We start from the raw sequence: 21,590 nt of genomic DNA on the forward strand, positions 1-21,590 counted from the left end.
TCAAAGTTTTTCCTCACCCGCTCAATCGTGCGCGCTATCCGCTCTATGTGGGTCCGCGAGCGCTCAAAGTTTTTCCTCACTCGCTCAATCGTGCGCGCTATCCGCTCTATGTGGTCCGCGGACGCTCAAAGTTTTTCCTCACCCGCTCAAAGCCAGTCCACGAACGCTCAATGCATCCCCCCACCCCCAATCCAAAAACATGTATAATAAACACCAATCAAAGCAAACGGGAGGAATGCATCATGACGAAAAAATATATTTTGGCACTCGATCAAGGTACGACGAGCTCACGTGCAATTTTATTCGATAAAAAAGGCAACATCTTCCACACGGCGCAACAGGAATTCACGCAGTATTTTCCGCAGTCTGGCTGGGTGGAGCATAATGCGGATGAAATTTGGAGCTCGATTCTTTCCGTCATCGCGGCGGTCATTTCTGAAAAAAACATCGCGGCCACGCAAATTGAAGCGATCGGTATTACCAATCAACGCGAAACGACCGTCGTCTGGGATAGGCATACTGGCGCCCCCGTCTACCATGCGATCGTTTGGCAATCCCGCCAGACAGCTGACATTTGTGAAGAACTAAAAGCAGCTGGACATCATGATGTATTCCGAGCGAAAACGGGCTTACTGATCGATTCGTATTTCTCCGGAACGAAAGTAAAGTGGATTTTGGACAACGTAGAAGGGGCGCGTGAAAAAGCGAACAACGGCGACTTGTTATTCGGCACCATCGATACATGGATCATCTGGAAATTGTCTGGTGGCGAAGCGCATGTAACCGACTACTCCAACGCATCGCGTACACTCATGTACAATATTCATGACCTGCAGTGGGATGAAGAACTACTCAACCTATTAGACGTACCGAAAACGATGCTGCCAACCGTCTGCGAATCGTCCGAAATCTACACGCACACAGACACCAAGCACTTTTTCGGTCACGCAGCACCGATCGCGGGTATTGCGGGTGATCAGCAGGCGGCTTTATTCGGTCAGGCGTGCTTTGAAAGTGGCATGGTGAAGAACACGTATGGTACCGGTTGCTTCATGCTAATGAATACAGGAGATAAAGCCGTAACATCTGAACACGGTTTACTGACGACAATTGCTTGGGGAATCGATGGGAAAGTGGAGTACGCACTGGAAGGCAGTATTTTCGTTGCGGGCTCCGCGATTCAATGGCTGCGTGACGGACTTCGTATGTTCCGTAAAGCGTCGGAAACCGAAAGCTATGCGAAGCGCGTCCAATCTACTGACGGTGTCTACGTTGTACCGGCATTTGTCGGACTCGGCACGCCGTACTGGGACAGCGACGTCAAAGGTGCCGTATTCGGCCTGACACGCGGTACGACGAAGGAGCATTTCGTGCGGGCGACACTTGAATCACTCGCGTATCAAACGAAAGACGTGCTGGACGCAATGGAAGCGGATTCTGGGATTTCATTGAAAACGTTACGGGTTGATGGGGGAGTAGTGAACAATAATTTCCTCATGCAATTTCAAGCAGATTTACTGAATGTGCCAGTCGAGCGTTCGACAATCAATGAAACGACGGCACTTGGCGCGGCCTATCTTGCGGGGCTAGCGGTAGGGTTTTGGAAGGATCGCAAGGAAATCGCAGAATACTGGCGTCTCGACCGACCTTTTGAGCCCAATATGGAACAAGCTGTACGTGAAGATCTCTACAAAGGGTGGCAAAAAGCCATTCATGCAACGATCGCCTTTAAATAAATCACGAGCCGCCGCTAACTTGCTGGCGGCTTTTCGTTTTGACGACTGCCCTCGAACACTGCCAAATAAAGTAGAAATATGATATAATAAACAGCTAATGAGTGTTATCAGACAGGACGTACGAGGAAGGGGTCGAGGCCACGATGTTTTCAAAAGATATTGGGATAGACTTGGGTACCGCCAATGTATTGATATACGTGAAAGACGACGGTCTCGTCATCGATGAGCCGGCCGTCATTGCGATCGATAAACGTACCGATGAACCTGTGGCCTTTGGTGTAGAGGCTTATCAAATGATTGGTCGTTCACCGGAATATATTCAGATCATACGTCCAATGAAAGCTGGGAACATTGCGGAATTCGAAATGGCCCGTGTGTTGATCAGGCACTTCCTTGAAAAAGCGCTAGGAAAAAGCCGGCGTATCAAACCTCACGTTACGATTGGCTGTAAAGCGGATACGACGCGAGTGGAAAAAAGTGTGATCCGCCAAGTGGTGATGGGAGCCGGAGCCAAACAAGTCGTCATTGAGGAAGAATCAAAAGTGGCGGCGATTGGGACAGGTATGGATATATCTTCGCCTTCAGGCAATATGATAGTCGATCTCGGTGCAGGCACGACAGATGCTTCCGTTCTTTCAATGGGAGAAATCGTCTCGTTTGAAAAAACGAATATCGGTGGCCTTCATTTTGATCAGTGTATCATCCAACATATTCGAAAAAAACATAATGTGTATATAGGAGAAAAAACAGCAAAACAAGTGAAAAAAGACATGGGTCTTGTGTTGACGAATGGGGAGAAACCGAATGCTATGAACGTACACGGTAGCGACCTCGCGACAGGTATTCCGAAAACAATTGAAGTGACGGCGGAAGAAATTCATCAGGCATTGCGTCTGCCGATCAGTAAAATCGTGGAGACGACAAGGAATGCACTGGAAGAAACATTGCCGGAGCTTGCTGCGGATATTGCACAGCGCGGCATCCTATTAATCGGTGGCGGTGCATTGCTTCCGGGAATAGATACGTTATTATCCGAACATCTCCAAGTTCCGGTATTCATTGCAGAAAATGGGCTCACTTGTATTATAGATGGAACGGCCTTGCTCATGGAGTGGGATGGTAAAAGATCAACACGCATAATTTGACCTACCATCAGGCGGTAAGTAGTGTATACTAAAAACAACGATTATTCGACATGAATATGCAAAGGAGTGAAATGAAATGTTTCGTGGTTTTTATACAGTAGGATCAGGCATGATTGCACAGCAGCGCCGTACAGAAATGCTATCAAATAATATCGCGAACGCCAACACGCCAGGCTATAAGGCGGAGCAGTCGACGATTCGTGCATTCCCTGACATGTTGATGTCTCGCTTAGATTCGATGCGCGTGCCGACGGAAAAAGGCTTGAACTTTAGGAATCTATCCAAAGTAGGCGAACTGTCGACAGGTGTTTATATGCAAGAAACTTTGCCATTATTTGCGCAAGGACAGTTGCGTGAAACGGAACAGAAGACTGATATCGCATTAGTGGATGGACCGATGGAAGTAAATGAAGAGACAGGTGTTGCAGGAACCGTATTCTTCACGCTAGAAGGCGAGAACGGCGGTCAATTCTACACACGAAACGGCAATTTCACTGTCAATGCAGAAGGGTACCTAACCAATCCATCCGGCTTATACGTCCTTGACGATGCGGGCAATCGGATCGAACTGACAAGTGATGATATTCGCGTGACGGATTCAGGAGCGATCTTCGCAGGCGAAACGGAAGTCGCGACACTAGGTATTGCTTACTCTGACGGTCCGGACACTCTATCCAAACAAGATAACGGACTCTACACGACAATCGACGGAAATGCGTTACCAACTGGCGGTACGTACACGTTGCAACAAGGGTTTCTTGAAGATTCCAACGTCGATGCCGCGCGCTCGATGACGGATATGCTGACAGCCTACCGTGCCTTTGAAGCCAATCAAAAAATCCTGCAAGCCTATGACCGCAGTATGGAAAAAGCAGTCAATGAAGTAGGACGAGTCAATTAATGTCTACATATAGAAGCATGCGTAAAGGAAGTGACCTGTAATGATTCGCACAATGACCACAGCGACGAATACGATGAACCAACTGCAACACCGTCTCGACTTGATTGGCAACAATTTATCGAATGTCGGAACTCATGGATACAAGTCTTCGGCCGCTACATTCCAGGAACTTTTATTCCAACAAATCAATAACGACAAAGCCGATCAGGCCGAGCGCAGCTCAGATTTCGGCATTCGAATGGGCACCGGCGCGCACCTTGGTAGCCTGCAGATGAACTGGAAAGTAGGCTCTGTCCAACTAACGGACCGTCAGCTAGACTTTGCGTTAACGGAGCCGAAACAACATTTTAATTTAATACAGCCGACAGACGGCGGAGAAGAAATCATTTATTCACGTAAAGGAAATTTCTACTTATCACCGACTGCAAATGGCAATAATGCGCTAGTTAATGAAGAAGGACTCGCAGTAGCAGATAGCGCTGGCCGTCCAATCGTCTTTTCAGGACAAGCGACCGATTATCAAATTCGTCCGAATGGTGTATTGCAAGTCACGACACCACAAGGAACGCAGGAATTTAATCTAGGTGTCACCGTCTTAGAAAAGCCTGATTCAATGGTTCAGCTTTCGGCAACCAGCTTTGGTTTGCCCACAGATCTAGCGGCAATCGGACTGACAGCAAATGATTTATTGACGGAATTGACAGGTGCTGGACGAAATCAGATTGGCTTACAAAATCAAGCGCTCGAAACTTCCAACGTAGAGTATGAAAAAGAAATGGCGGATTTAATCTCGACGCAACGTGCCTATCAATTCAATGCGCGTTCCGTAACCATGGCGGACCAGATGATGGGCTTAATTAACGGCATTCGCTAACGCGTGCAATAGGAGTACTTACTATGACAGAAAAAAATTTCAAAAAAATAACAGAACCACTCTCACCGGTGAAACCATTCGAGCCCTTGAAGACTCCGGAACCGACAGAAATGGAAGATCCGATTGAGCTTACGGAAATAGATCCGGTAGTTACATCTGGAATGGATGAAGTGGCCATAACGCTTGCAGAGCCTCCTACGACAGACGAAGAACTTCCGGAAGATATTCAGTCGATAACGGAGACCGAAGTGCTAGAAGAAGCTCCTGGTGCTTCAGAAGAGGTAGTAGAACAAACACCTCTAGTCGAAACGGATCCTGTAGAAAAACTACCTGCATCAGAACAAACGGACGCGACATTTTGGACGAAGATTACGTCAAAATGGCCACGTAAAGAACGTTCTAAAAAGGCTACAAAACCGATAAGCGAAATGCGCTGGGTTCAAGTGCGCATGATTCCCATCTGGCTGCGGCTACTACTGATACTGTTGTTGATTGTCTTAGCGGCCATAGCAGGTACAATGGTTGGTTTTAGTGTAATCGGTGACGGCTCAGCAGGCGATGTCTTCAAAAAAGAGACATGGCAGCATATTTTTGATATCATGAACGGTAAATAAGGAAAGAAACATCTGAATTCTTCAGAACCTCTGGAATAAAGGAGACAAATTTCATGCTAAACGCTCAACAAATACAAGAAATCATCCCGCATCGCTATCCATTCTTGCTCGTCGATCGCATCGAAGAACTCGAAGAAGGCAAGCGCGCAGTCGGGTTAAAAAATGTTTCAATTAATGAAGACTTCTTCAACGGCCACTTCCCGGGCTACCCGGTTATGCCAGGTGTCTTAATCGTGGAAGCGCTCGCCCAAGTAGGCGCGGTCGCTTTACTCAAAAAAGAAGAAAACAAAGGCCGTCTAGCGTTTTTTGCCGGCATCGACAACTGCCGTTTCAAGCGTCAAGTTATACCAGGCGACACGCTTCGTCTCGAAGTAGAAATTGTCCGCCTGCGTGGAACAATTGGTAAAGGAAAAGCCATCGCAACCGTCGAAGGCGAAGTGGCATGTGAAGCAGATATTACGTTCGCACTCGGACCCGTCCAAGAGCAATAACATCATGATGCCGTACTAAATATTGATATAATAATCATTGGAATGCCAGTATGGGCATACAGTGGGAGGGTATACTACAGCATGTTAAAAAAGCTTTCTCCAAATATTAAGAGCAGCATCACTCGTTCCATTTCTCAATCATTCGAACAATATATGAGTGAAATCGGCTGGTCTGCAGAAGAATATAACATCGAACAATTTTACGCGAACTGGCGGGAATACATTACGACCAAAGCACTTTGGTACGACAAGATTCCTGACGACGTCAAAGTAGATCCCGATTTCCATAAAGAGTTAGCGGAGCGCGTGGAGGAAGTACTAATTCGCATCCTCAACGATCCACCAACGGAAGAGCAGATCGCGCAAATTGAAATTTTACAACAAAATCTCGACACCTATTATGATTATGGCTGCAAAGCGGAAGCCGTATACGTTCAAAACGTATTGGAAACCACATCAGGTCATACGAATAATTAAAACGAATAGTTCTCTCCTTTCCGCACAAGCTATCGATGAACATACCAAAACGTATGGTTCACAGCTCGTAAAAAAGGAGGGAATTTTTTTATGATTAGAAAAGCTCTGCCCGTAGTTTTTGCTTCCGCACTCGTTCTAACCGCATGTAACACAAACAACGGTGCACTACCAAGCAATAACGAAACGCCGATGCAGGAGACGGAACGTAACAACACGCCTAACGGTGACGAACGCATGGGCCCAAATCTCGACGGTCTTGACGACAACAATGACCGTGGCATCATGAACGGCAACGGTGATGGCATCATGGAGGACACGCGCGAAAGTCTAGATCGAACCCGTGATGAAATGATCGATGACAACAACGATATCAATGGCGCTCGCGACGACAAAAATCTCGACGGCAACATGAACGGTAACGACGCGGCTCCAGACGGCGTATTGCGCGATGAAAATCGTAAAGTACGATGATTCCCACCTTTATAGAAACGGCCCTGCATATTGAATGCTTGGGCCGTTTTTATATGGGTTGTGTTCAATGCAAGTCTGCACGCGCTCAATATGTCATGTTACCCGCTCTATCGCTCGCGCTATCCGCTCTATGTAAGTGCGCGTGCGCTCGATGTGCTGGTTTACTCGCTCTATCGCTCGCTCTATCCGCTCTATGCAGGTCCGCGCGCGCTCAATATGTCATGTTACCCGCTCTATCGCTCGCGCTATTTGCTCTACGTAGGTCCGCGTGCGCTCAATATGTCATGTTACCCGCTCTATCGCTCGCGCTATTCGCTCTACATAAGTCCGCGCGCGCTCTATATGCTGGCTTATCCGCTCAATGAAGCGCGTTACCCGCTCTATGAGTCCGTACATCCGCTCTATATCCACCAAACACAAAAAAAGCCACCCAAAAAAGGGCAGCCCAACCTTCACAACTTCGTCTTCTCATCCATCTCCATATCGCGCTTCAACTTCGGTCGATCCCACATGGCCGTTTGGAATTGCTCGAGCAACGCATCGCCCTCCAAACCTTCATCCAATAACTCCTCAAGCAGATATTCCGGATACTTCGAGCGGACGCGCTTCAGACGTCCTTTCATCAACACAGAAATCCGGTCACCAATCTGACGCCAGTTTTCCACCGCCACGTCGAAAGAAGCGGGCTCATTGCCGGGATACGAAATGACAACGCGTACGGTCAGCAACGTCTCCTCGGCTTTCCACTTTTCCATAATATCCTTGTACTTGGCATCAATGAACAGCTCAAGCACCCACAAACGGTGACTGTTCTCCTGGTTGATGATAATGCCGTCAAACAGTGGAAATGCAAGCACGCCGCTCTCTTGAACCACTTCCACCGAAATCATCTTAAACGTCTTCAATCCCATCACCTCGGTACAATTTTCCCAAGTATAGCATAAAAATCTTAAAATACTCGAGAATTCAATAATGCCATTTACCTCGTTACATAGAAATCGCTTACTACCGCGAAAGTCTAAAAATCCCTTCGAATGAAAATTGAAAAACTACGCCGAAAATCGCATTAAAATTCAATTTTGCCACTTTGCCATAATGATCCCATGTAGATTACGATAAGGGCAGCACAAAGAAAGGAGGAACAAACTCGTGAACCAAGTGGCTTTAGTAGGGCGCATCACCAAAGACCTCGTATTAAAAGAACACTCGTCAGGACGTGTCAATACTACGTTCGCCCTCGCAGTCAATCGCAGCTTCAAAAACGCAAACGGGGAAATAGCAACCGACTTCGTGCCGTGCTCCGTCTGGGGACGATCCGCCGAAAACCTAGTCCGTCACTGCGGCAAAGGATCGCTCGTAGGCGTCAGTGGAAGCATTCAGACCCGGAACTACGAACGGGAAGACCGATCGAAAGTGTATATCATGGAAGTCATGTGCAACGACATCCGCTTTCTTTCGAAGTCATCCAAACCTCAACAGTCAGAAATGAAAACGCAATCATCTACTGAGTCCGAACGTTTTGAAGAAGCGAAATCAACCGAAACGGCACTACCTATTTTCTAATCATATCTAAAATGAAAGGGGAAGTTACAAAGGCAGATCCGCCGTCGCACATCCGTTGCTGATCAATTCCTGAAAAGAGATGGATGACACACAATTAAAGAGAAATGAAAAAAGAGAAAATTACACGACACTACAAGCATATTCGCCAACTAGCATGACTCGGCAGAAGCAAGAGCGGGTGGGGACCCAATCCTCTGTGATGCCGGGAGTACATTCAGCATAGGAACTGAATCAATTTTACGCCAACTCATCCGTCGCCCGTTTTCGTCGGAGACCACTTCCACTTGGCGGGCTGACGGAATACATACCCGCTCATAGAAAGGATGAAGCCCACATGCACAGCACACCTACAGTCGCGCAGAAACAAGATATTCAACGCCTCGAAGACCAGATTGGCCAGCTGATCCGCATTATTGCCAACCTGAACGAGCGCATCAATTACCTGGAAACGATCAAAACAAACCCTTTCCTCATTCCCTCCGATGTACAATGAACGCAAAAAGACCTGCATCACATTTCGATACAGGTCCCAGTGATTACTATGTTAATTAAACGTCAGCAAATCCTCGAGCTCTCGATCATTGAGCTCGGTCAACCATTGACTCGAATGAATCAAATCAGCTGACAACGCTGCTTTCTCGACGAGCATCTCGTCAATTTTTTCTTCAATCGTCCCAACCGTTACAAATTTATGCACATGCACGAATTTGGTTTGCCCGATACGGTACGCACGATCCGTTGCCTGGTTCTCCACAGCCGGATTCCACCAACGGTCTGCGTGCAATACGTGATTCGCCTGCGTCAAATTCAAGCCGGTGCCCCCAGCTTTTAATGACAGGATGAAAATCGGGAACTCTCCGTTTTGGAACGCCTCGACCAATGCATCACGTTGTCCTTTTGGCATACTACCCGTCAAGAATGGCACGTCAATCCCGTGTAGCTCGGACAAACACTGACGGATCATCTGCCCCATGCCAATATACTGCGTGAAAATCAAGCATTGCTCACCGTTCGCCGCAATCTCCGCTGCCATCGAAACAATTCGCGCCATTTTATTGGATCGCTTCGTCAACTCGGCAGCAGGGGCTGGCGGTTCTTTCAGGAATAATGCCGGATGATTACATAATTGTTTTAAACGACTGAGCATCTTCAAAATCAAGCCTTTGCGCTCAAATCCTGTCAGAGTTTCGAGTTTGAATTTCGTCTCCGAAACAAAACTTTCATACAATGCCGCTTGCTCAGGAGTCAGTGGGACATATTCATTTTGCTCGAGTTTCTCAGGCAAGTTCAGACGCAATTCCGGATCATTTTTCGTCCGGCGCATCATGAACGGCTGAATTCGAGCACGCAATTTCCGTTTCTCCGCTTCAAGATCATCACGCTCAATCGGCACGATGAATTCATCGTTAAATTTACGGAAGCTGCCGAGATATCCTTTATGAATGAAATCAAAAATAGCCCATAACTCCGATAAACGGTTCTCGATCGGCGTACCCGTCAACGCGATATGATGCACACCGCGCAACTTCCGGATCGCCCGAGACTGCTTCGTCTGCAAGTTCTTAATATTTTGCGCTTCGTCAATAGTTACATTCGCAAACTCGTACATCGACAGCATCTCGCCATCTTGCGTAGCGGTACCATACGTCGTCAAAATAATATCCGCTTGACGCTTGCTCATAATATCCGCAAACTGTTCCTCACGCGCACGATTCGTCCCGTAATGTACGTGTACCGTCAAAGAAGGCGCGAAACGTTCAAGCTCTTTCTGCCAGTTACCCATAACACTTGTCGGACAAATGATCAGCGAAGGGGAGTCGGTTTCCGGTAAATTATGCACATACAGCAAATACGAGATGAGCTGTACGGTTTTACCAAGTCCCATATCATCCGCCAACACCGCACCGAATTTATTGGCGCGCATGAAATGAAGCCACTCGAAACCTTCTTGTTGATACGGACGCAACTCGGCATGCAATGTCCCAGGTACCGGAACGGGCGGCAAACCTTTCTTGTCATGCAGCATATTCATCACGTTACGCAAAGATTGCTGCATTGAAAACGCAACTAACGGATCGTCTTCTTCCTCTTCATCATAGACAGGCGCAATTTCTTCCGGCACTTCATTGAACAGCAAATCCTTCACTGTCCATTCGCCGTCGTCTACTTGCTCCATCAACTCACGAATCCGTTTGAGCCATGCGGGATCCAAATGAAACCACTCATCGCCTGCGCGAATGTACTCGCGGTTCTCATCGACCATCTTCTGGAACTGATCCTTATCGATCTTTTCCCCTGCAAGTGAAAACTGCCAATCAAACGACAACACTTGATCGAGACTCGCTGACGAACGATACGACTGCATACCGGCAGACGTCCGAATCTTCAACTTCGTCTCTGTCACGGTCTTTAACCAAGCCGGTAGTATAACCGGATAATCAAACGCCTGACATAGTGGCAGATCTTCCTGAATGAAAATCCGCACTTGCGCATCATTTAGCGGCACATGCATGAACTGTCGCGGTTCATACCATTCGACGGAACGGAAAATCCCGACCATCTCGGATTGACGCTCTTCAATTTCCTCCGCGTACGGCTTACGTTTTGCAGGTAAAGCATTTTCGATCGATCCTGCTATTTTGCCGATCGCCGGCGACCACTGTGCACCGCGATCACTAATTAGAATCGTCTCAAGCAACCAATCCGTCTCATCGATATCCGGCTCCGTCAAACGAAGTGCTACGCGGAACGGTAACTTCGACTTTTCGGTATTCGGCCATCCATACTGCTGAAAGTGCGGCAACAAAGCAGGGAAGTCTGCCATCGGGACACCGAGCGTCGCCAACTGTCCACGCATCGCAAGCGAGATATACCGTCCCGCCTGCTCGGATAAATGGGTCTTGTCGAGATTAAACGACAATCCAGACTCACTCGCTTCAACATATGAAAACAGCGCAGGGTCTTTCCATAACGTCGCTGCTTCGCGAATGTCTGTAAGTATTTGTTGATCGTTAGAAGTCGCACCAGAGTATTGCACGTACGGATGACTACCAGCCGAGAACAAACGCAGCAACATATCAATCGATACATTGAGCCAATTATCACGCTGCTCCACCAACATGCCGTACATCGTAGGTTCATCCGAATAAAATAAATACGATACGAGCATATCCGCATCAATCTTGCGCGTTTCACCTGCGACGTTTGCAGACACGATGAACATGCCATCTTGTGCTTCTTGTAATGTTAACTCTAATGAAAGTTGTAAGATGTTCGAATCGGTCATAGAAGTAGATTTCCTTTCTCCATCTCTTCCATCAGTGCACGTAGACGTGGAAATTGCTCGCGGACTGTATGGACATAGCGGTTCCAAAATTCATTGCGGCCATCGCGCTTCGCAGCCGTCTTCATTTGCTTCCATAAACGCACTGCACGGCGATAGCTATCTCGATTTTTCTCTTTGACTAATTTCAAAGCTTCAGCATGCATGAGAGGGAACACCGCTTGCGAATCTTCCGCAAGTGCTGTTTTCATTGCCGAACTGTCGATCATGTCGACTGACCCGCGAGTTAAATGCATAAGCGCAGCCCATTCAGCATAACGATTGCGCTCGAATAAAAACTTACCATACGCACGACTGGCTTCCGGTCCATATGATTGAAATAGTTGGTCGCGCTGTTCTTCTGAAACATCGGACAGCGCCAGCAACTCGTCGATATCCTCGGCAAAAGCCGAACGGTTACGCGTCGCAAGTTGCTGATAATGCTCGGCTAAATGAGGAAGCAGTTGCAACATAATCGACTGCACGATATCAAAATCCTCATCTTCTTTCGCATAGAGCGCAAATGCCAACCACTGTGGAACAGCGGTAGCATCTAGAGTATTCAATTCCTCATCGAGCTCGTCAAAACGTCCCGACGTCAAATAGAGAAATGCACGGAATAATGGCGCGTCTGCTGCCGTTTCCTTTTGCAGGCGTTCAATCTCCTCTGTCAATTCGGCTTCATCGGAATACAGCTCAGTATAGACAAGACGGAACGCTTCAAAACGCTTCGAGAATAAACCATCTTCGTCCATTGCGAACGAATGAATCAAATCTTTGAGCTTCGTGTGAAAGGCGTCCGTCTCAAATAGACGCGATTTCGTACTTAACTGTTTAATGCTAGCTTTCATTTCGGACATCTGCTCATTGAGCCAAATCGTCAGCTGCCATTTGCCGTAATGATAGGAATCGTTCGCCGATAGTTCGTTTTTAAGGAAAGGCCACGCCGACCGCAATAATGTTAGCTGATAGTACAGCGAAAAGAGCGGCTTCCATTCCCATTCAAAAGGAGAAAGCCGCGTCTTCTGGTGTTCAATTTTGGAAGCGTAATGCAAGAATCCAGTCGGTCCGTCACTCGCATTCAACTCGCTAAGCGGCTTCACTAATACGGATAATGCGTTTAACCAAGCTTCCGGTGTCCGTTCATTGATCGACAATTGTGTCTGCACAGTTCCTGACTGGCGCCACGTATTCAGCCAATCGGACAATGAATGAAACTGCGAGTACAAATGAAAGACGACCGAGATCTGATGCGCACACCAGTCTCCGTCAGCACATGTGCAGTACGGCTCCATCGTCATGAAAGAAAGACGTGCGAATTCCGACTCTGTACCCGAAATATTTGCCATTAAGGATTGCTCGGTTTCGGTGTAGCGATACGCACCGATTGCGTTCATACGTACAAGTGAAGCGGCTTTGCGTATTATTTCCGCCTGTGCAGGGTCAGACGGCTGAAATGTATGTTTAATATGATTCATGAATTCTTCAATTTGTGAGTCGTGCATATTTGCGATTCGTTCAATAGTGATGGTCACCGAATCCACTCCTTACTTAAGCATTCCTCCTATTATACCGTTTTTTACGGTTCTTTACCACAACTTGGGGAGCAGAAAAACAATCAGTTTTCATTTACCTGTTTGATTTTCGAATAACTGCATGAAGTTCAACATGCCTGACAGCAGCAACTGGCGGTTTTCGTAGTCCAATGAATCAACCCGTAAAATAAATTCTTTCAACAATGGCTCATTGTCAATTAGTGATCCGTACTGCGTAAGAAACCCTTTTTCGTACGTGGCGGTACTGTCGAGTGTCTGGCTCGAAAAAGGGCGTACCGTCTTTAACGGTTTGTCCAAAATCATCGCGAGTAATACATCATCAGGTATGTTATAGATTTCCTTAATGAGCGGCACCAAATCAATCGGGAAACCCCGTTCACTCGATTCGTATCTAGACATCGTCGCACCATCGACTCCAAGATCTTCAGCCATTTGTTTTTGTGAAATATGTAAATACTCATCGCGGTATTCTCGTAATTGTGTTCCAAAACTCATTGTCATCACCCGTTTTTCTCGCCATCGTATAAGAAAATAATCCGGTATTTCGTAAAATTGTCATTTAGGCAATGCGGATTGACGAATTAGCAATTTCAAGGCTTTTCTACAATATTGTGAGAAGATTGTGGTAAAAAAGAGAAAGTAGGCGAAAGCGATAGAAAGAGTGCAGTTGATTTTACACTTTCCACAATTGCGGCACCGTTTACAAAAGCCGGAACCCGTTAGCACAAGTGAACCACGTTTCTTTGAATCTCTCGAACAGTACTCCGAAAAATCTGTCCATGATTCAAATGGGAAAGTTTCATATTTATATAACGTCATGCATGATGAGATGGTATTCGAACAAGTCGTCATCTCGTACGCAAATAGCCAAATGATTTTTTCTTACGAGAAAACGAATGTAGATGCAAGCGAACAATTACTGGAACAATTAAAAGAAAGAAACATCGAGTATCAGCCGGTGTCCAAAACTTTTCTAGTGGGGCATGATGAATAACCCGAAAGACCGCGTGATTTGCTACTATGACCGTTTTCTGAAAAATTCTCTTGGTATATTAGATGGTTTCCGACTCATATCATGCACAAAATCCTCTTCGATGTGATATATTAATAATAATCGGAAAATTCAAATTAATGGAGAGGAGGGGGAAGAAATGCTAGTCGTACAGCGGATCAAGCCATTTTTTACCAGTAAAGAAGAATTTAACTTACGCCTTGTATTCGCTTATCAATATTTCTCTATTAAGCGAAATGACGAGGTGTTCCAGTTTATCCCCGCAGAAGGGAAGGAAATCGTTGTAAATACGAAAAGTTTGCAGATTGAAAACTTAGGAGAAGTATTCGTCTTTCAGCGAGGTAACAGATTTATACGAATCCCACTTTATCAATTATTACTAGTTTCCGATTTACATTTGCATTTGTCGACTATACTCGAAGGAGCGATGGAATTGGAAGGCCATCTACAGGAAGAGTACATGCGTGAAGCGGACGGTTTGGTGGAGAAGTTGGAGCAAGATAATTGGGAACGAATGGTAGATTATGCACTAGAAACGAAAAACCAGCTCTTGTTCAAGGAGTTGATGGAAGGACTGCGAATGATTTGATCATCACACTAAAACGATAAAAACACCTCAATTGGAAGCACATCTATGTGCGTCGACGTTGAGGTGTTTTTATGTGCGTTGTGTTTTGCGTTTTCTCATAGTGTAAGGAAATGGAGCGCCACTACGAATAGTCCCGATCCACCGAGGCCAAGTGCAAAGTCCTGCCATGTAAACTCAATCGTTTTGTCCAAGTTCATCGCTCATCACTCCTTTATGTAATAAGAGCCATCTGACCCTATTACTTCCTATTATATCCTGTTTCTTTGAATTAAAAACATTCAGACAATTAAATGAATCTAATGGACTAAGGGTTTTTTAAGTGGTTAAGGGATGACGGGGTGTTGGGGTAGGGATTTGCGCTTCGGAGGGGACGCGTTCTGGAGGGCGTGCGGTAAACCACACCGCTCCGCTTTGCTTCGCCGGGTGTTTCACCTGTCACGCTGATCCTCCTAGAGTCGCCCCTCCTACGCGCAAATCCCTGCAGAGCGAGTGGGTGATAGTTATTACAGTTGTTGAAGTTAGGCTTGTAATTGAATTGAACTAAGTTCAGTGACAACACTAGTTCACATACTATAGCCAATGAGTGTTTCCATATCCATCCACTATAAAAGTAGGATTGTAGCGGAAGATGGGGGCGACTCTGGGAGGATCAGCGGGACAGGTGAAACACCCAGCGAGCTACGCGAGGGGTGTGGTTCACCGCCCGCCCTCCAGAAAGCGTCCCCCATCTGCAGCGGAAATCCCATGAGTAATGTAACTTCACTCAGCATCTTTAATCGTTTAAATCTCCAACTCTCCTACCAAATTCCACAACATAACACTACATTCGTTGCAAATTCGTCATTTTTTGATAAAGTAAGAGAGATAGAAACTGATATAATCAGTCGAATAAGTTGGAGGCAAAGGAGAAGTACATATGTATTCTACTTACGGTTACTGGCGTTCACTAGTTTATCCTGACCGACTTGCCGTTGATATTGGGCAAGGAACTGTGACTGGATTCAAACGCCGTGTGTTTAGCGTATTCATTTTGGGCATCATCCTGTTCGTCCTCCGCGATATGTGGGGCATGAACACCGGGACGATGACGTATCTCTTGGCTAACGGTTCGCTCGATGAATTCACCATCGGCCGCATCACCGCATTAGTCGGCGCCATACTCTGGGCCATCATCTACATGTCGTTTCATTTCTGGGGCGTCGCATGGATCTTAAGCATGCTGACGAAAATTCCATTTAAGCCATTGCTGAAGTTACAGCTAGTGGTCACGGGATTATTACTAATCGAAAAACTCATCAATTTCCTAATCTTTGCGGTGGCTGGAAAAACAGCAGCGGTTTCGATTCTTTCATTCGGACCCCTCGCGGTAACGTTCCTGGATAATTGGTATATCATTCTTTTCGTCAATCAATTGACGATTTTCTCTGCATTGATCGTGGCGATTCAGTACCGCTTCATCAGCTTCTCGAAAGTGGAAACGTCACTTGTCGGTGGAGAAGTTATAGAGCATAAAGGTATCCGCAAGCATGCATTGTGGATGTTGATCGCATTGCAAGTGGTCTTTGCATTGATCACTGCGGCAGTCGGCTTTGCTCCGATCGAAAAAATGTTGAACTTGTTAATGATTGGGGGACTATAAGATGAAAGCGCAAAATATCATCGTGACGGTCCTCGTTACAGCGTTCCTAGCTTTAAACACATTTTTGGTGTTCGCTGAAAAAAGTGTCATCCCGAAAGCGCAGTACGTCAGTGAGTACGAACGGTTATCTGCGGATGATTACAAGAAAGAGCTCGATAAAGAAGGCTTCATTTCACCGAAAGATTTGCATACGATCTACCTAAAAGACGGCCAGACTATTGAATCATGGCTCGTTCAAGAAGGGGAGGCAGTGGACTTTGGAACGGAGCTTGCTTCATTGAAAGTGGATCATATCGATTCCAAACGCAATGGATTAGAATCTGAACTAACCGCGTTGCAAAATCAGTCGTCTTCGATTTCACAAACGATCAGTAATTTGGAGTATGAACAGTCCTCAGCGGGCGGTTCGAAAAACAACAGTGATTATTATGATACGAACGATGAGAAAAAAGTGCGTGTCAATTTGAATGTGGGCATCGAAGTGAGAGAAGACGGAGCGTTTGCGCAAGCGATTGCGGAAGCGGAACGGGATCTCGCAGAAGTGCAACGGAAAACGGAAATAGTTGAATCACAGCTCGCAGAATTGCCGAATGAATCCGCGTTGACGAGTCCAGTAAGCGGCTATGTCGTGGCGATCAAACGCGATAGCGAGTCACCGTCGATCGATATTTACAGCACCGACCAAACGATTGTCACTTATGTACTCGACAATGAATGGCCAAACGTGGAAACGGGCGCGCCGGTAACCATCCAGCATGACTCGATTCACACACCGTTCACACCGAAAGTCGATCCAAATCAACAACCAGAAGAACCCGCATCTACGGAAGACGGAATCGGCAGTGAAAAAGGTAAATCAGTCGCGTCTCTTTCTGCTGACGGTGTGCCACCGAGTACCGTACCTTACGACGATCCGAAAACGGAAATCGACGGGACGGATGCAGAACCACCGGCAGTGAATTCGAACGCTAATGAAGAAAACTTCGACGGCACTTCCGGCAACCCGGACGGTTCGCTCGACAAGCCGGATACACCGGTATCTTCGCCGGACAAGAGTATCGACAGTTCGAACAATAATAGTTCTGGTACGGAAAACAAACCGAACACGGAGACACCGCCAACGACAGGCACTCCGAATACGGATAGTAAGACAAATCCCGATGCAACACCGAATCCAGATGATACAACAACAAATCCGGACGGAACGATTTCTAATCCAGAAGTAAATGATTCACCTGAAGGTAAGCCTGAATTAACGAATAAAGAAAAGAAGCTCGCTGAAATCCAAGAACGTATCGCGCCGGACTATCCAAATGACATCTCCACAATTAACGGAGTCGTCGTATCGGTATCCAAAGTACCTGCGAAAGACGACGAATGGCTGAAAGCGTATAAAGCACTTGGCAACACACAAAAAGACAATCCACTAGCATATTATGAAGTACGCGTTGCACCGTACGACGAGCAAATGGACTTGCCATTCGGCACGAACGTCAACACGTTCATTCAAACGAATGAAGCCAACCAAGTGGTCAGCGTCAAAACGAACTGGCTAACAGATAAATACCAATACAGTGCAAAAGTTTGGACGCTAGACAACAATGGACGAGCAGTCCAAAACACGGTCGAAGCGCCATTCACTTCACTCGATCGAACAGTCCTCACAACGGGCGTCGAACCAGGAGTGATCGCACTACACAACGATGATTTAGACAGCAGCCTCGAGCACCAATCCGTCTTCCACCCACTTCCACTTTATTTACCGGAATGGGAACAATGGAAAACAATACCTTGGCAAAACTATGTCCGATATTTGATTAAACAATAAAAAACTGCCTGTAATTGGGCAGTTTTTTCGTTTTTGTAGTGATGTTTTTGGTGGGGCGCTCTATAAAGCTTGTTATCCGCTCTACCTGTGTTGCTAACCGCTCAATGTTCATGCTCAAGTGCTCTATCCGGCCATCTATTCGCTCTATCGCGACCAATAACCGCTCTATCAAGCCAATCAACCGCTCATTGGAGTATTACATCATGAAATAGGGCAAGGCAAAGTCGGGCCGCTCATACTTTCTGTTTAAGCGCTCTATCACCCTGGCTAATCGCTCAATGTCTATGCTCAGGCGCTCTATCCAGCTAACCGCTCAATGTCCACGCTCAAGCGCTCTATCCGGCCAACTATCCGCTCTATCACGACCGACAAGTGCTCTATCAAGCCAATCAACCGCTCATAATCGCAACCCCACATGACTAAAGACATATTTTTAAACAAAATCACAGCATATATCACTCTTCAATCCGACAAAATTGAATTCCTCCCAACAAATCCACCCCAAAATTCAATTTCATCCTCAAAAAACCACTTAAAATCGATTTTCACCTAATACTTCCCAATTCATAACACTCTTGCTACAATGTATATACTCCCCAACAATCAATATAGGAGGTGAAACAACATACTCTTTAAAACTCGCACGATCCCCAAACTGATCATCGGCCAACAGGCGCTTCTAAAACGTTTACCAGTTAATCACGACAAATACGAAAAAATCCGCACTGACTTCTACAACGGCAAAGCGGGCTTCGGAGGAGAGAGGGAATTCGACTACCAATTACGTGACTTCATCCCGCCGTATCCGCACGCAATCCTCCACGACGTTTTCCTGAAACATGAACATGCCTATTTCCAAATTGACTCTATTTTAATTACCCCGAGCGCCATTATCTTGTTCGAAATCAAAAACATCGCAGGCAAACTACACATTAAGCAAAATCCGACCCAATTCATTCGCGAATCAGTCAACGGGGAACGCACCGTGCTGAGAAGTCCAATCGAGGAAATGGAACGCAAAAAACACTACTTCACCAGCTGGTTGCAAGCGCGTAACATCGACATTCCCCTCGTCGACTACATCGTCTTCGCCTACCAAAACGAACTCACCATCGAAAACACATCCTCCCATCGGCTCGTATTTTCGTATGAAATTCCCAACCGCCTAAGAAATTTAGAAATGAGGAGTGAAATTCTGAACGCAAATCAGATCAAGAGATTGGCGAATGAACTCCTAAACACACATCGCCACTATGATCCATTTCCGCTGATCGAAAAATACGCACTTTCCATAAAAGATTTGGCAACCGGCGTCGCGTGCCCGAATTGCGAACAATTAACGATGCTGTGGCGGACTCGAAGTTGGCACTGTCGTGCGTGCGGCCATATCGATCGTCATGCCCATCATGCCACGCTGGCGGAATGGTACTGCATCGGCGGCGCGCAACTCACCAATCAGCAATTCCGTCACTTCACCAATATCCACTCCCGCCACATAGCGAAACGAATGCTAGCGAACCCCTTCACCGAAATGTCCGGCAAAAAGCGCAACGCCATCTACCAACTCTCTCCGAGACTTCTCAACACAGAAAATCTATATTTGTAAAAGCAATTAAACCAGCGCACAAGCTTTCCATGCGCTGGTTTCTTAATGAAATTTAATAACGCATCCGCTCAATCCCCACGCCCAACGGCTCTATCACACTCGTTCAGCGCTCTATCTGCCCCAATACCCGCTCAATCAAGCCAGTACTCCGCTCTATGTAGGCCAATATTCGCTCTTACCCATGGCGTGACCGCTCATAAGGGGATCCTCGCTAACCAAAACATCCGCGCGCTCTATGTTTCTCATAATTCGCTCAATCCCCGTGCTCAACTGCTCTATTAATCTCGTCCAGCGCTCTATCAGTCCCGATAACCGCTCAATCAAGCCAGTGCTCCGCTCTATGTAGACCAATATCCGCTCATACCCACTACCGACCCACCCAATAATCCACCCCCAACCCCCAAAAAACAAAATCATCCAACAAATTTCAACAATACCTCTACCAAAACACATGCTGAATCCCGTATACTCTAACAAAAGGGGGACGTTTATATGAATCTATCTCACGACAAAAAGATATTCTTAAGTACTATTGCGATGACTGTGGCGGTGTCTGCGGTGGGAGTATCTGCATCTTTGCCGGTGGAAGCGGCGAAATCGGTGGCGTTTAAGGACGTGCCGGAGAAACATTATGCTTACGATGCGGTCATGTATATGGCGGCCAATGGAATTATCAAAGGCTATGCCGACAATACGTATCGCTTGAATAAACCTGTCACTCGGGCTCAGGCGGCCAAGATGATCGCGGTTTCTATTGGGGCGAAACCGAGTCATGCGTATAAAATGGATTTCAAGGATGTAGCGAAGGACAACGGGTCGTATGATCATATTCGTGCGTTGACCCAGCGGGGGCTGTTCAAGAATGCGGATACATTCAATCCGAATAAACCGCTGACTCGCGGACAGATGGCGAAACTACTAGTCCTTGGTTACCATATTGTCACGGACGACAATGATTTCATTATTTTTGATGATGTCCAGAAGAGCAGTGGGGCATATGCATACATTATTACGATTGCCGAACTCAATATCACCACGACGCGCCCAGGTGGGAAATTTAATCCGAATGAACCTGTTACACGTGGCCAAATGGCGGCGTTCTTGTACCGCACGATGCAATTCGATGAAAATCGCAAAAATGGACTGATTACGTATGATAATCAAAAGAAAGGCTATGTCGATCGAGATCAAAACTTGATTAAGCCGAACCCCAATAATCAAAAGCCAGCACCTGAAAAGCCTAAACCAGTACCACCGAAACCGGCACCGGCACCGCCAAAACCTGTTCCGCCAAAACCAGCACCGGTACCACCAGCACCAAAACCGGAGCCACCGAAGCCGACACCTGTACCGCCAAAACCTGAACCTGAAAAGCCTTCATTAGCGGCACAGGCGATTATCAACATCAACATTAAACGACAAAATGCTAAAATTGGAAATCTACGAGCGGATCCTGCACTCAACCGCATTGCTAGCGCAAGAGCGGAAGACTTGGCGAAGCTCGGAGAATTATCGCATATCACGCCGACATATGGCACGGCTGCAGAGATGCTTGAGAAATTTGATTATAAATGGACGGCATATGGTGAAAACATTGGAGCTGGCTATCATGATGCGCTTGAAATTACAAACGCCTGGTTAGCGTCTCCTGCGCATAAGGAAAATCTATTAAGCCCAATATTTACGCATATGGGAGCAGGCACGGCACCCGATTCAAATGGTAAAATCTATTGGGTTACACTATATTCGAAAAAATAACTATAGGT

General features: G+C 46.5%; 20 protein-coding genes. 16 read left to right on the forward strand and 4 right to left on the reverse strand.

Annotated elements, in window-relative coordinates:
* Positions 1-242 precede the first annotated feature (242 nt).
* The 8 genes from glpK to CSV67_RS09040 all read left to right on the forward strand — a co-directional run bounded on the left by glpK (position 243) and on the right by CSV67_RS09040 (position 6,709).
* The gene (glpK, locus tag CSV67_RS09005; RefSeq protein WP_099631265.1) at positions 243-1,736 is read left to right on the forward strand and encodes a glycerol kinase GlpK; all 1,494 of its coding nucleotides are present in this window, start codon (positions 243-245) and stop codon (positions 1,734-1,736) included.
* Positions 1,737-1,879: 143 nt separating this feature from the next.
* The gene (gene mreB, locus CSV67_RS09010; protein WP_099631266.1) at positions 1,880-2,881 is read left to right on the forward strand and encodes a rod shape-determining protein; all 1,002 of its coding nucleotides are present in this window, start codon (positions 1,880-1,882) and stop codon (positions 2,879-2,881) included.
* 76 nt (positions 2,882-2,957) lie between these two features.
* A complete protein-coding gene (locus CSV67_RS09015; RefSeq protein ID WP_099631267.1) occupies positions 2,958-3,782 on the forward strand; it encodes a flagellar hook-basal body protein in 825 nt (274 codons plus the stop codon).
* Between the two features lie 40 nt (positions 3,783-3,822).
* Positions 3,823-4,656, forward strand: coding sequence for a flagellar hook-basal body protein (locus CSV67_RS09020; RefSeq protein WP_099631268.1), 834 nt, complete (start codon positions 3,823-3,825; stop codon positions 4,654-4,656).
* A 23-nt stretch (positions 4,657-4,679) separates the two neighbouring features.
* Positions 4,680-5,270, forward strand: a complete 591-nt coding sequence (locus CSV67_RS16895; RefSeq protein ID WP_233192582.1) for a DNA-directed RNA polymerase subunit beta — start codon at positions 4,680-4,682, stop codon at positions 5,268-5,270.
* A 53-nt stretch (positions 5,271-5,323) separates the two neighbouring features.
* Positions 5,324-5,761: a 3-hydroxyacyl-ACP dehydratase FabZ gene (gene fabZ / locus CSV67_RS09030; RefSeq protein ID WP_099631269.1), complete on the forward strand. Its 438-nt coding sequence runs from the start codon at positions 5,324-5,326 to the stop codon at positions 5,759-5,761.
* Between the two features lie 81 nt (positions 5,762-5,842).
* Complete coding sequence (locus CSV67_RS09035) at positions 5,843-6,238, forward strand: hypothetical protein (protein WP_233189620.1); 396 nt, start codon at positions 5,843-5,845, stop codon at positions 6,236-6,238.
* A 90-nt stretch (positions 6,239-6,328) separates the two neighbouring features.
* On the forward strand, positions 6,329-6,709 hold the full coding sequence (locus CSV67_RS09040; protein ID WP_099631271.1) for a hypothetical protein: 381 nt from the start codon (positions 6,329-6,331) through the stop codon (positions 6,707-6,709).
* 452 nt (positions 6,710-7,161) lie between these two features.
* Here CSV67_RS09040 and CSV67_RS09045 read toward each other — a convergent pair whose 3' ends face one another.
* The gene (locus CSV67_RS09045; protein WP_369803167.1) at positions 7,162-7,599 is read right to left on the reverse strand and encodes a YwpF family protein; all 438 of its coding nucleotides are present in this window, start codon (positions 7,597-7,599) and stop codon (positions 7,162-7,164) included.
* A 259-nt stretch (positions 7,600-7,858) separates the two neighbouring features.
* Between CSV67_RS09045 and CSV67_RS09050 the strand changes: the two genes are divergently transcribed.
* Positions 7,859-8,272 carry a single-stranded DNA-binding protein gene (locus CSV67_RS09050; protein WP_099631273.1) on the forward strand — a complete coding sequence of 138 codons (414 nt, stop codon included), beginning with the start codon at positions 7,859-7,861 and terminating at the stop codon, positions 8,270-8,272.
* A 334-nt stretch (positions 8,273-8,606) separates the two neighbouring features.
* Entirely contained in the window at positions 8,607-8,765 is a 159-nt protein-coding gene (locus CSV67_RS16660) for a hypothetical protein (RefSeq protein WP_158232908.1), read from the forward strand.
* Between the two features lie 51 nt (positions 8,766-8,816).
* Here CSV67_RS16660 and CSV67_RS09055 read toward each other — a convergent pair whose 3' ends face one another.
* The 3 genes from CSV67_RS09055 to CSV67_RS09065 all read right to left on the reverse strand — a co-directional run bounded on the left by CSV67_RS09055 (position 8,817) and on the right by CSV67_RS09065 (position 13,645).
* Positions 8,817-11,558, reverse strand: a complete 2,742-nt coding sequence (locus CSV67_RS09055; RefSeq protein WP_099631274.1) for a DEAD/DEAH box helicase — start codon at positions 11,556-11,558, stop codon at positions 8,817-8,819.
* On the reverse strand, positions 11,555-13,129 hold the full coding sequence (locus CSV67_RS09060) for a hypothetical protein (RefSeq protein WP_099631275.1): 1,575 nt from the start codon (positions 13,127-13,129) through the stop codon (positions 11,555-11,557). Before CSV67_RS09060 ends, CSV67_RS09055 begins: the two co-directional genes overlap by 4 nt.
* A gap of 90 nt (positions 13,130-13,219) precedes the next feature.
* Positions 13,220-13,645 (reverse strand): helix-turn-helix domain-containing protein, encoded by a 426-nt coding sequence (locus CSV67_RS09065; protein ID WP_099631276.1) that lies wholly within the window; start codon positions 13,643-13,645, stop codon positions 13,220-13,222.
* A 166-nt stretch (positions 13,646-13,811) separates the two neighbouring features.
* On the opposite strand from CSV67_RS09065, the gene CSV67_RS09070 reads away from it, so the two are divergent.
* The 6 genes from CSV67_RS09070 (at position 13,812) to CSV67_RS09100 (ending at position 21,582) form a co-directional block, all read left to right on the forward strand.
* Positions 13,812-14,144 carry a hypothetical protein gene (locus CSV67_RS09070; protein WP_099631277.1) on the forward strand — a complete coding sequence of 111 codons (333 nt, stop codon included), beginning with the start codon at positions 13,812-13,814 and terminating at the stop codon, positions 14,142-14,144.
* A gap of 157 nt (positions 14,145-14,301) precedes the next feature.
* Complete coding sequence (locus CSV67_RS09075; protein WP_099631278.1) at positions 14,302-14,751, forward strand: transcriptional regulator; 450 nt, start codon at positions 14,302-14,304, stop codon at positions 14,749-14,751.
* A gap of 916 nt (positions 14,752-15,667) precedes the next feature.
* Positions 15,668-16,390, forward strand: coding sequence for a hypothetical protein (locus CSV67_RS09080; protein WP_099631279.1), 723 nt, complete (start codon positions 15,668-15,670; stop codon positions 16,388-16,390).
* 1 nt (position 16,391) lies between these two features.
* A complete protein-coding gene (locus CSV67_RS09085; RefSeq protein WP_099631280.1) occupies positions 16,392-18,218 on the forward strand; it encodes an efflux RND transporter periplasmic adaptor subunit in 1,827 nt (608 codons plus the stop codon).
* 718 nt (positions 18,219-18,936) lie between these two features.
* Positions 18,937-19,824, forward strand: coding sequence for a nuclease-related domain-containing protein (locus tag CSV67_RS09090; RefSeq protein WP_255397354.1), 888 nt, complete (start codon positions 18,937-18,939; stop codon positions 19,822-19,824).
* Between the two features lie 492 nt (positions 19,825-20,316).
* Positions 20,317-21,582: a CAP and S-layer homology domain-containing protein gene (locus tag CSV67_RS09100; protein WP_099631283.1), complete on the forward strand. Its 1,266-nt coding sequence runs from the start codon at positions 20,317-20,319 to the stop codon at positions 21,580-21,582.
* Positions 21,583-21,590: the final 8 nt, after the last annotated feature.

This window comes from Sporosarcina sp. P2 (assembly GCF_002743255.1).
Taxonomy (GTDB): domain Bacteria; phylum Bacillota; class Bacilli; order Bacillales_A; family Planococcaceae; genus Sporosarcina.

What these genes read in the sequence shown, in the direction of transcription:
- fabZ (WP_099631269.1), top strand. Translation starts at nt 5,324, where the DNA reads ATGCTAAACGCTCAACAAATACAAGAAATCATCCCGCATCGCTATCCA.
- CSV67_RS16895 (WP_233192582.1), top strand. Translation starts at nt 4,680, where the DNA reads ATGACAGAAAAAAATTTCAAAAAAATAACAGAACCACTCTCACCGGTG.
- CSV67_RS09075 (WP_099631278.1), top strand. Translation starts at nt 14,302, where the DNA reads ATGCTAGTCGTACAGCGGATCAAGCCATTTTTTACCAGTAAAGAAGAA.
- CSV67_RS09065 (WP_099631276.1), bottom strand. Translation starts at nt 13,645, where the DNA reads ATGAGTTTTGGAACACAATTACGAGAATACCGCGATGAGTATTTACAT.
- mreB (WP_099631266.1), top strand. Translation starts at nt 1,880, where the DNA reads ATGTTTTCAAAAGATATTGGGATAGACTTGGGTACCGCCAATGTATTG.
- CSV67_RS09020 (WP_099631268.1), top strand. Translation starts at nt 3,823, where the DNA reads ATGATTCGCACAATGACCACAGCGACGAATACGATGAACCAACTGCAA.
- CSV67_RS09100 (WP_099631283.1), top strand. Translation starts at nt 20,317, where the DNA reads ATGAATCTATCTCACGACAAAAAGATATTCTTAAGTACTATTGCGATG.
- CSV67_RS09085 (WP_099631280.1), top strand. Translation starts at nt 16,392, where the DNA reads ATGAAAGCGCAAAATATCATCGTGACGGTCCTCGTTACAGCGTTCCTA.
- CSV67_RS09045 (WP_369803167.1), bottom strand. Translation starts at nt 7,599, where the DNA reads ATGATTTCGGTGGAAGTGGTTCAAGAGAGCGGCGTGCTTGCATTTCCA.
- CSV67_RS09035 (WP_233189620.1), top strand. Translation starts at nt 5,843, where the DNA reads ATGTTAAAAAAGCTTTCTCCAAATATTAAGAGCAGCATCACTCGTTCC.
- CSV67_RS09055 (WP_099631274.1), bottom strand. Translation starts at nt 11,558, where the DNA reads ATGACCGATTCGAACATCTTACAACTTTCATTAGAGTTAACATTACAA.
- CSV67_RS09040 (WP_099631271.1), top strand. Translation starts at nt 6,329, where the DNA reads ATGATTAGAAAAGCTCTGCCCGTAGTTTTTGCTTCCGCACTCGTTCTA.
- glpK (WP_099631265.1), top strand. Translation starts at nt 243, where the DNA reads ATGACGAAAAAATATATTTTGGCACTCGATCAAGGTACGACGAGCTCA.
- CSV67_RS16660 (WP_158232908.1), top strand. Translation starts at nt 8,607, where the DNA reads ATGCACAGCACACCTACAGTCGCGCAGAAACAAGATATTCAACGCCTC.
- CSV67_RS09015 (WP_099631267.1), top strand. Translation starts at nt 2,958, where the DNA reads ATGTTTCGTGGTTTTTATACAGTAGGATCAGGCATGATTGCACAGCAG.
- CSV67_RS09080 (WP_099631279.1), top strand. Translation starts at nt 15,668, where the DNA reads ATGTATTCTACTTACGGTTACTGGCGTTCACTAGTTTATCCTGACCGA.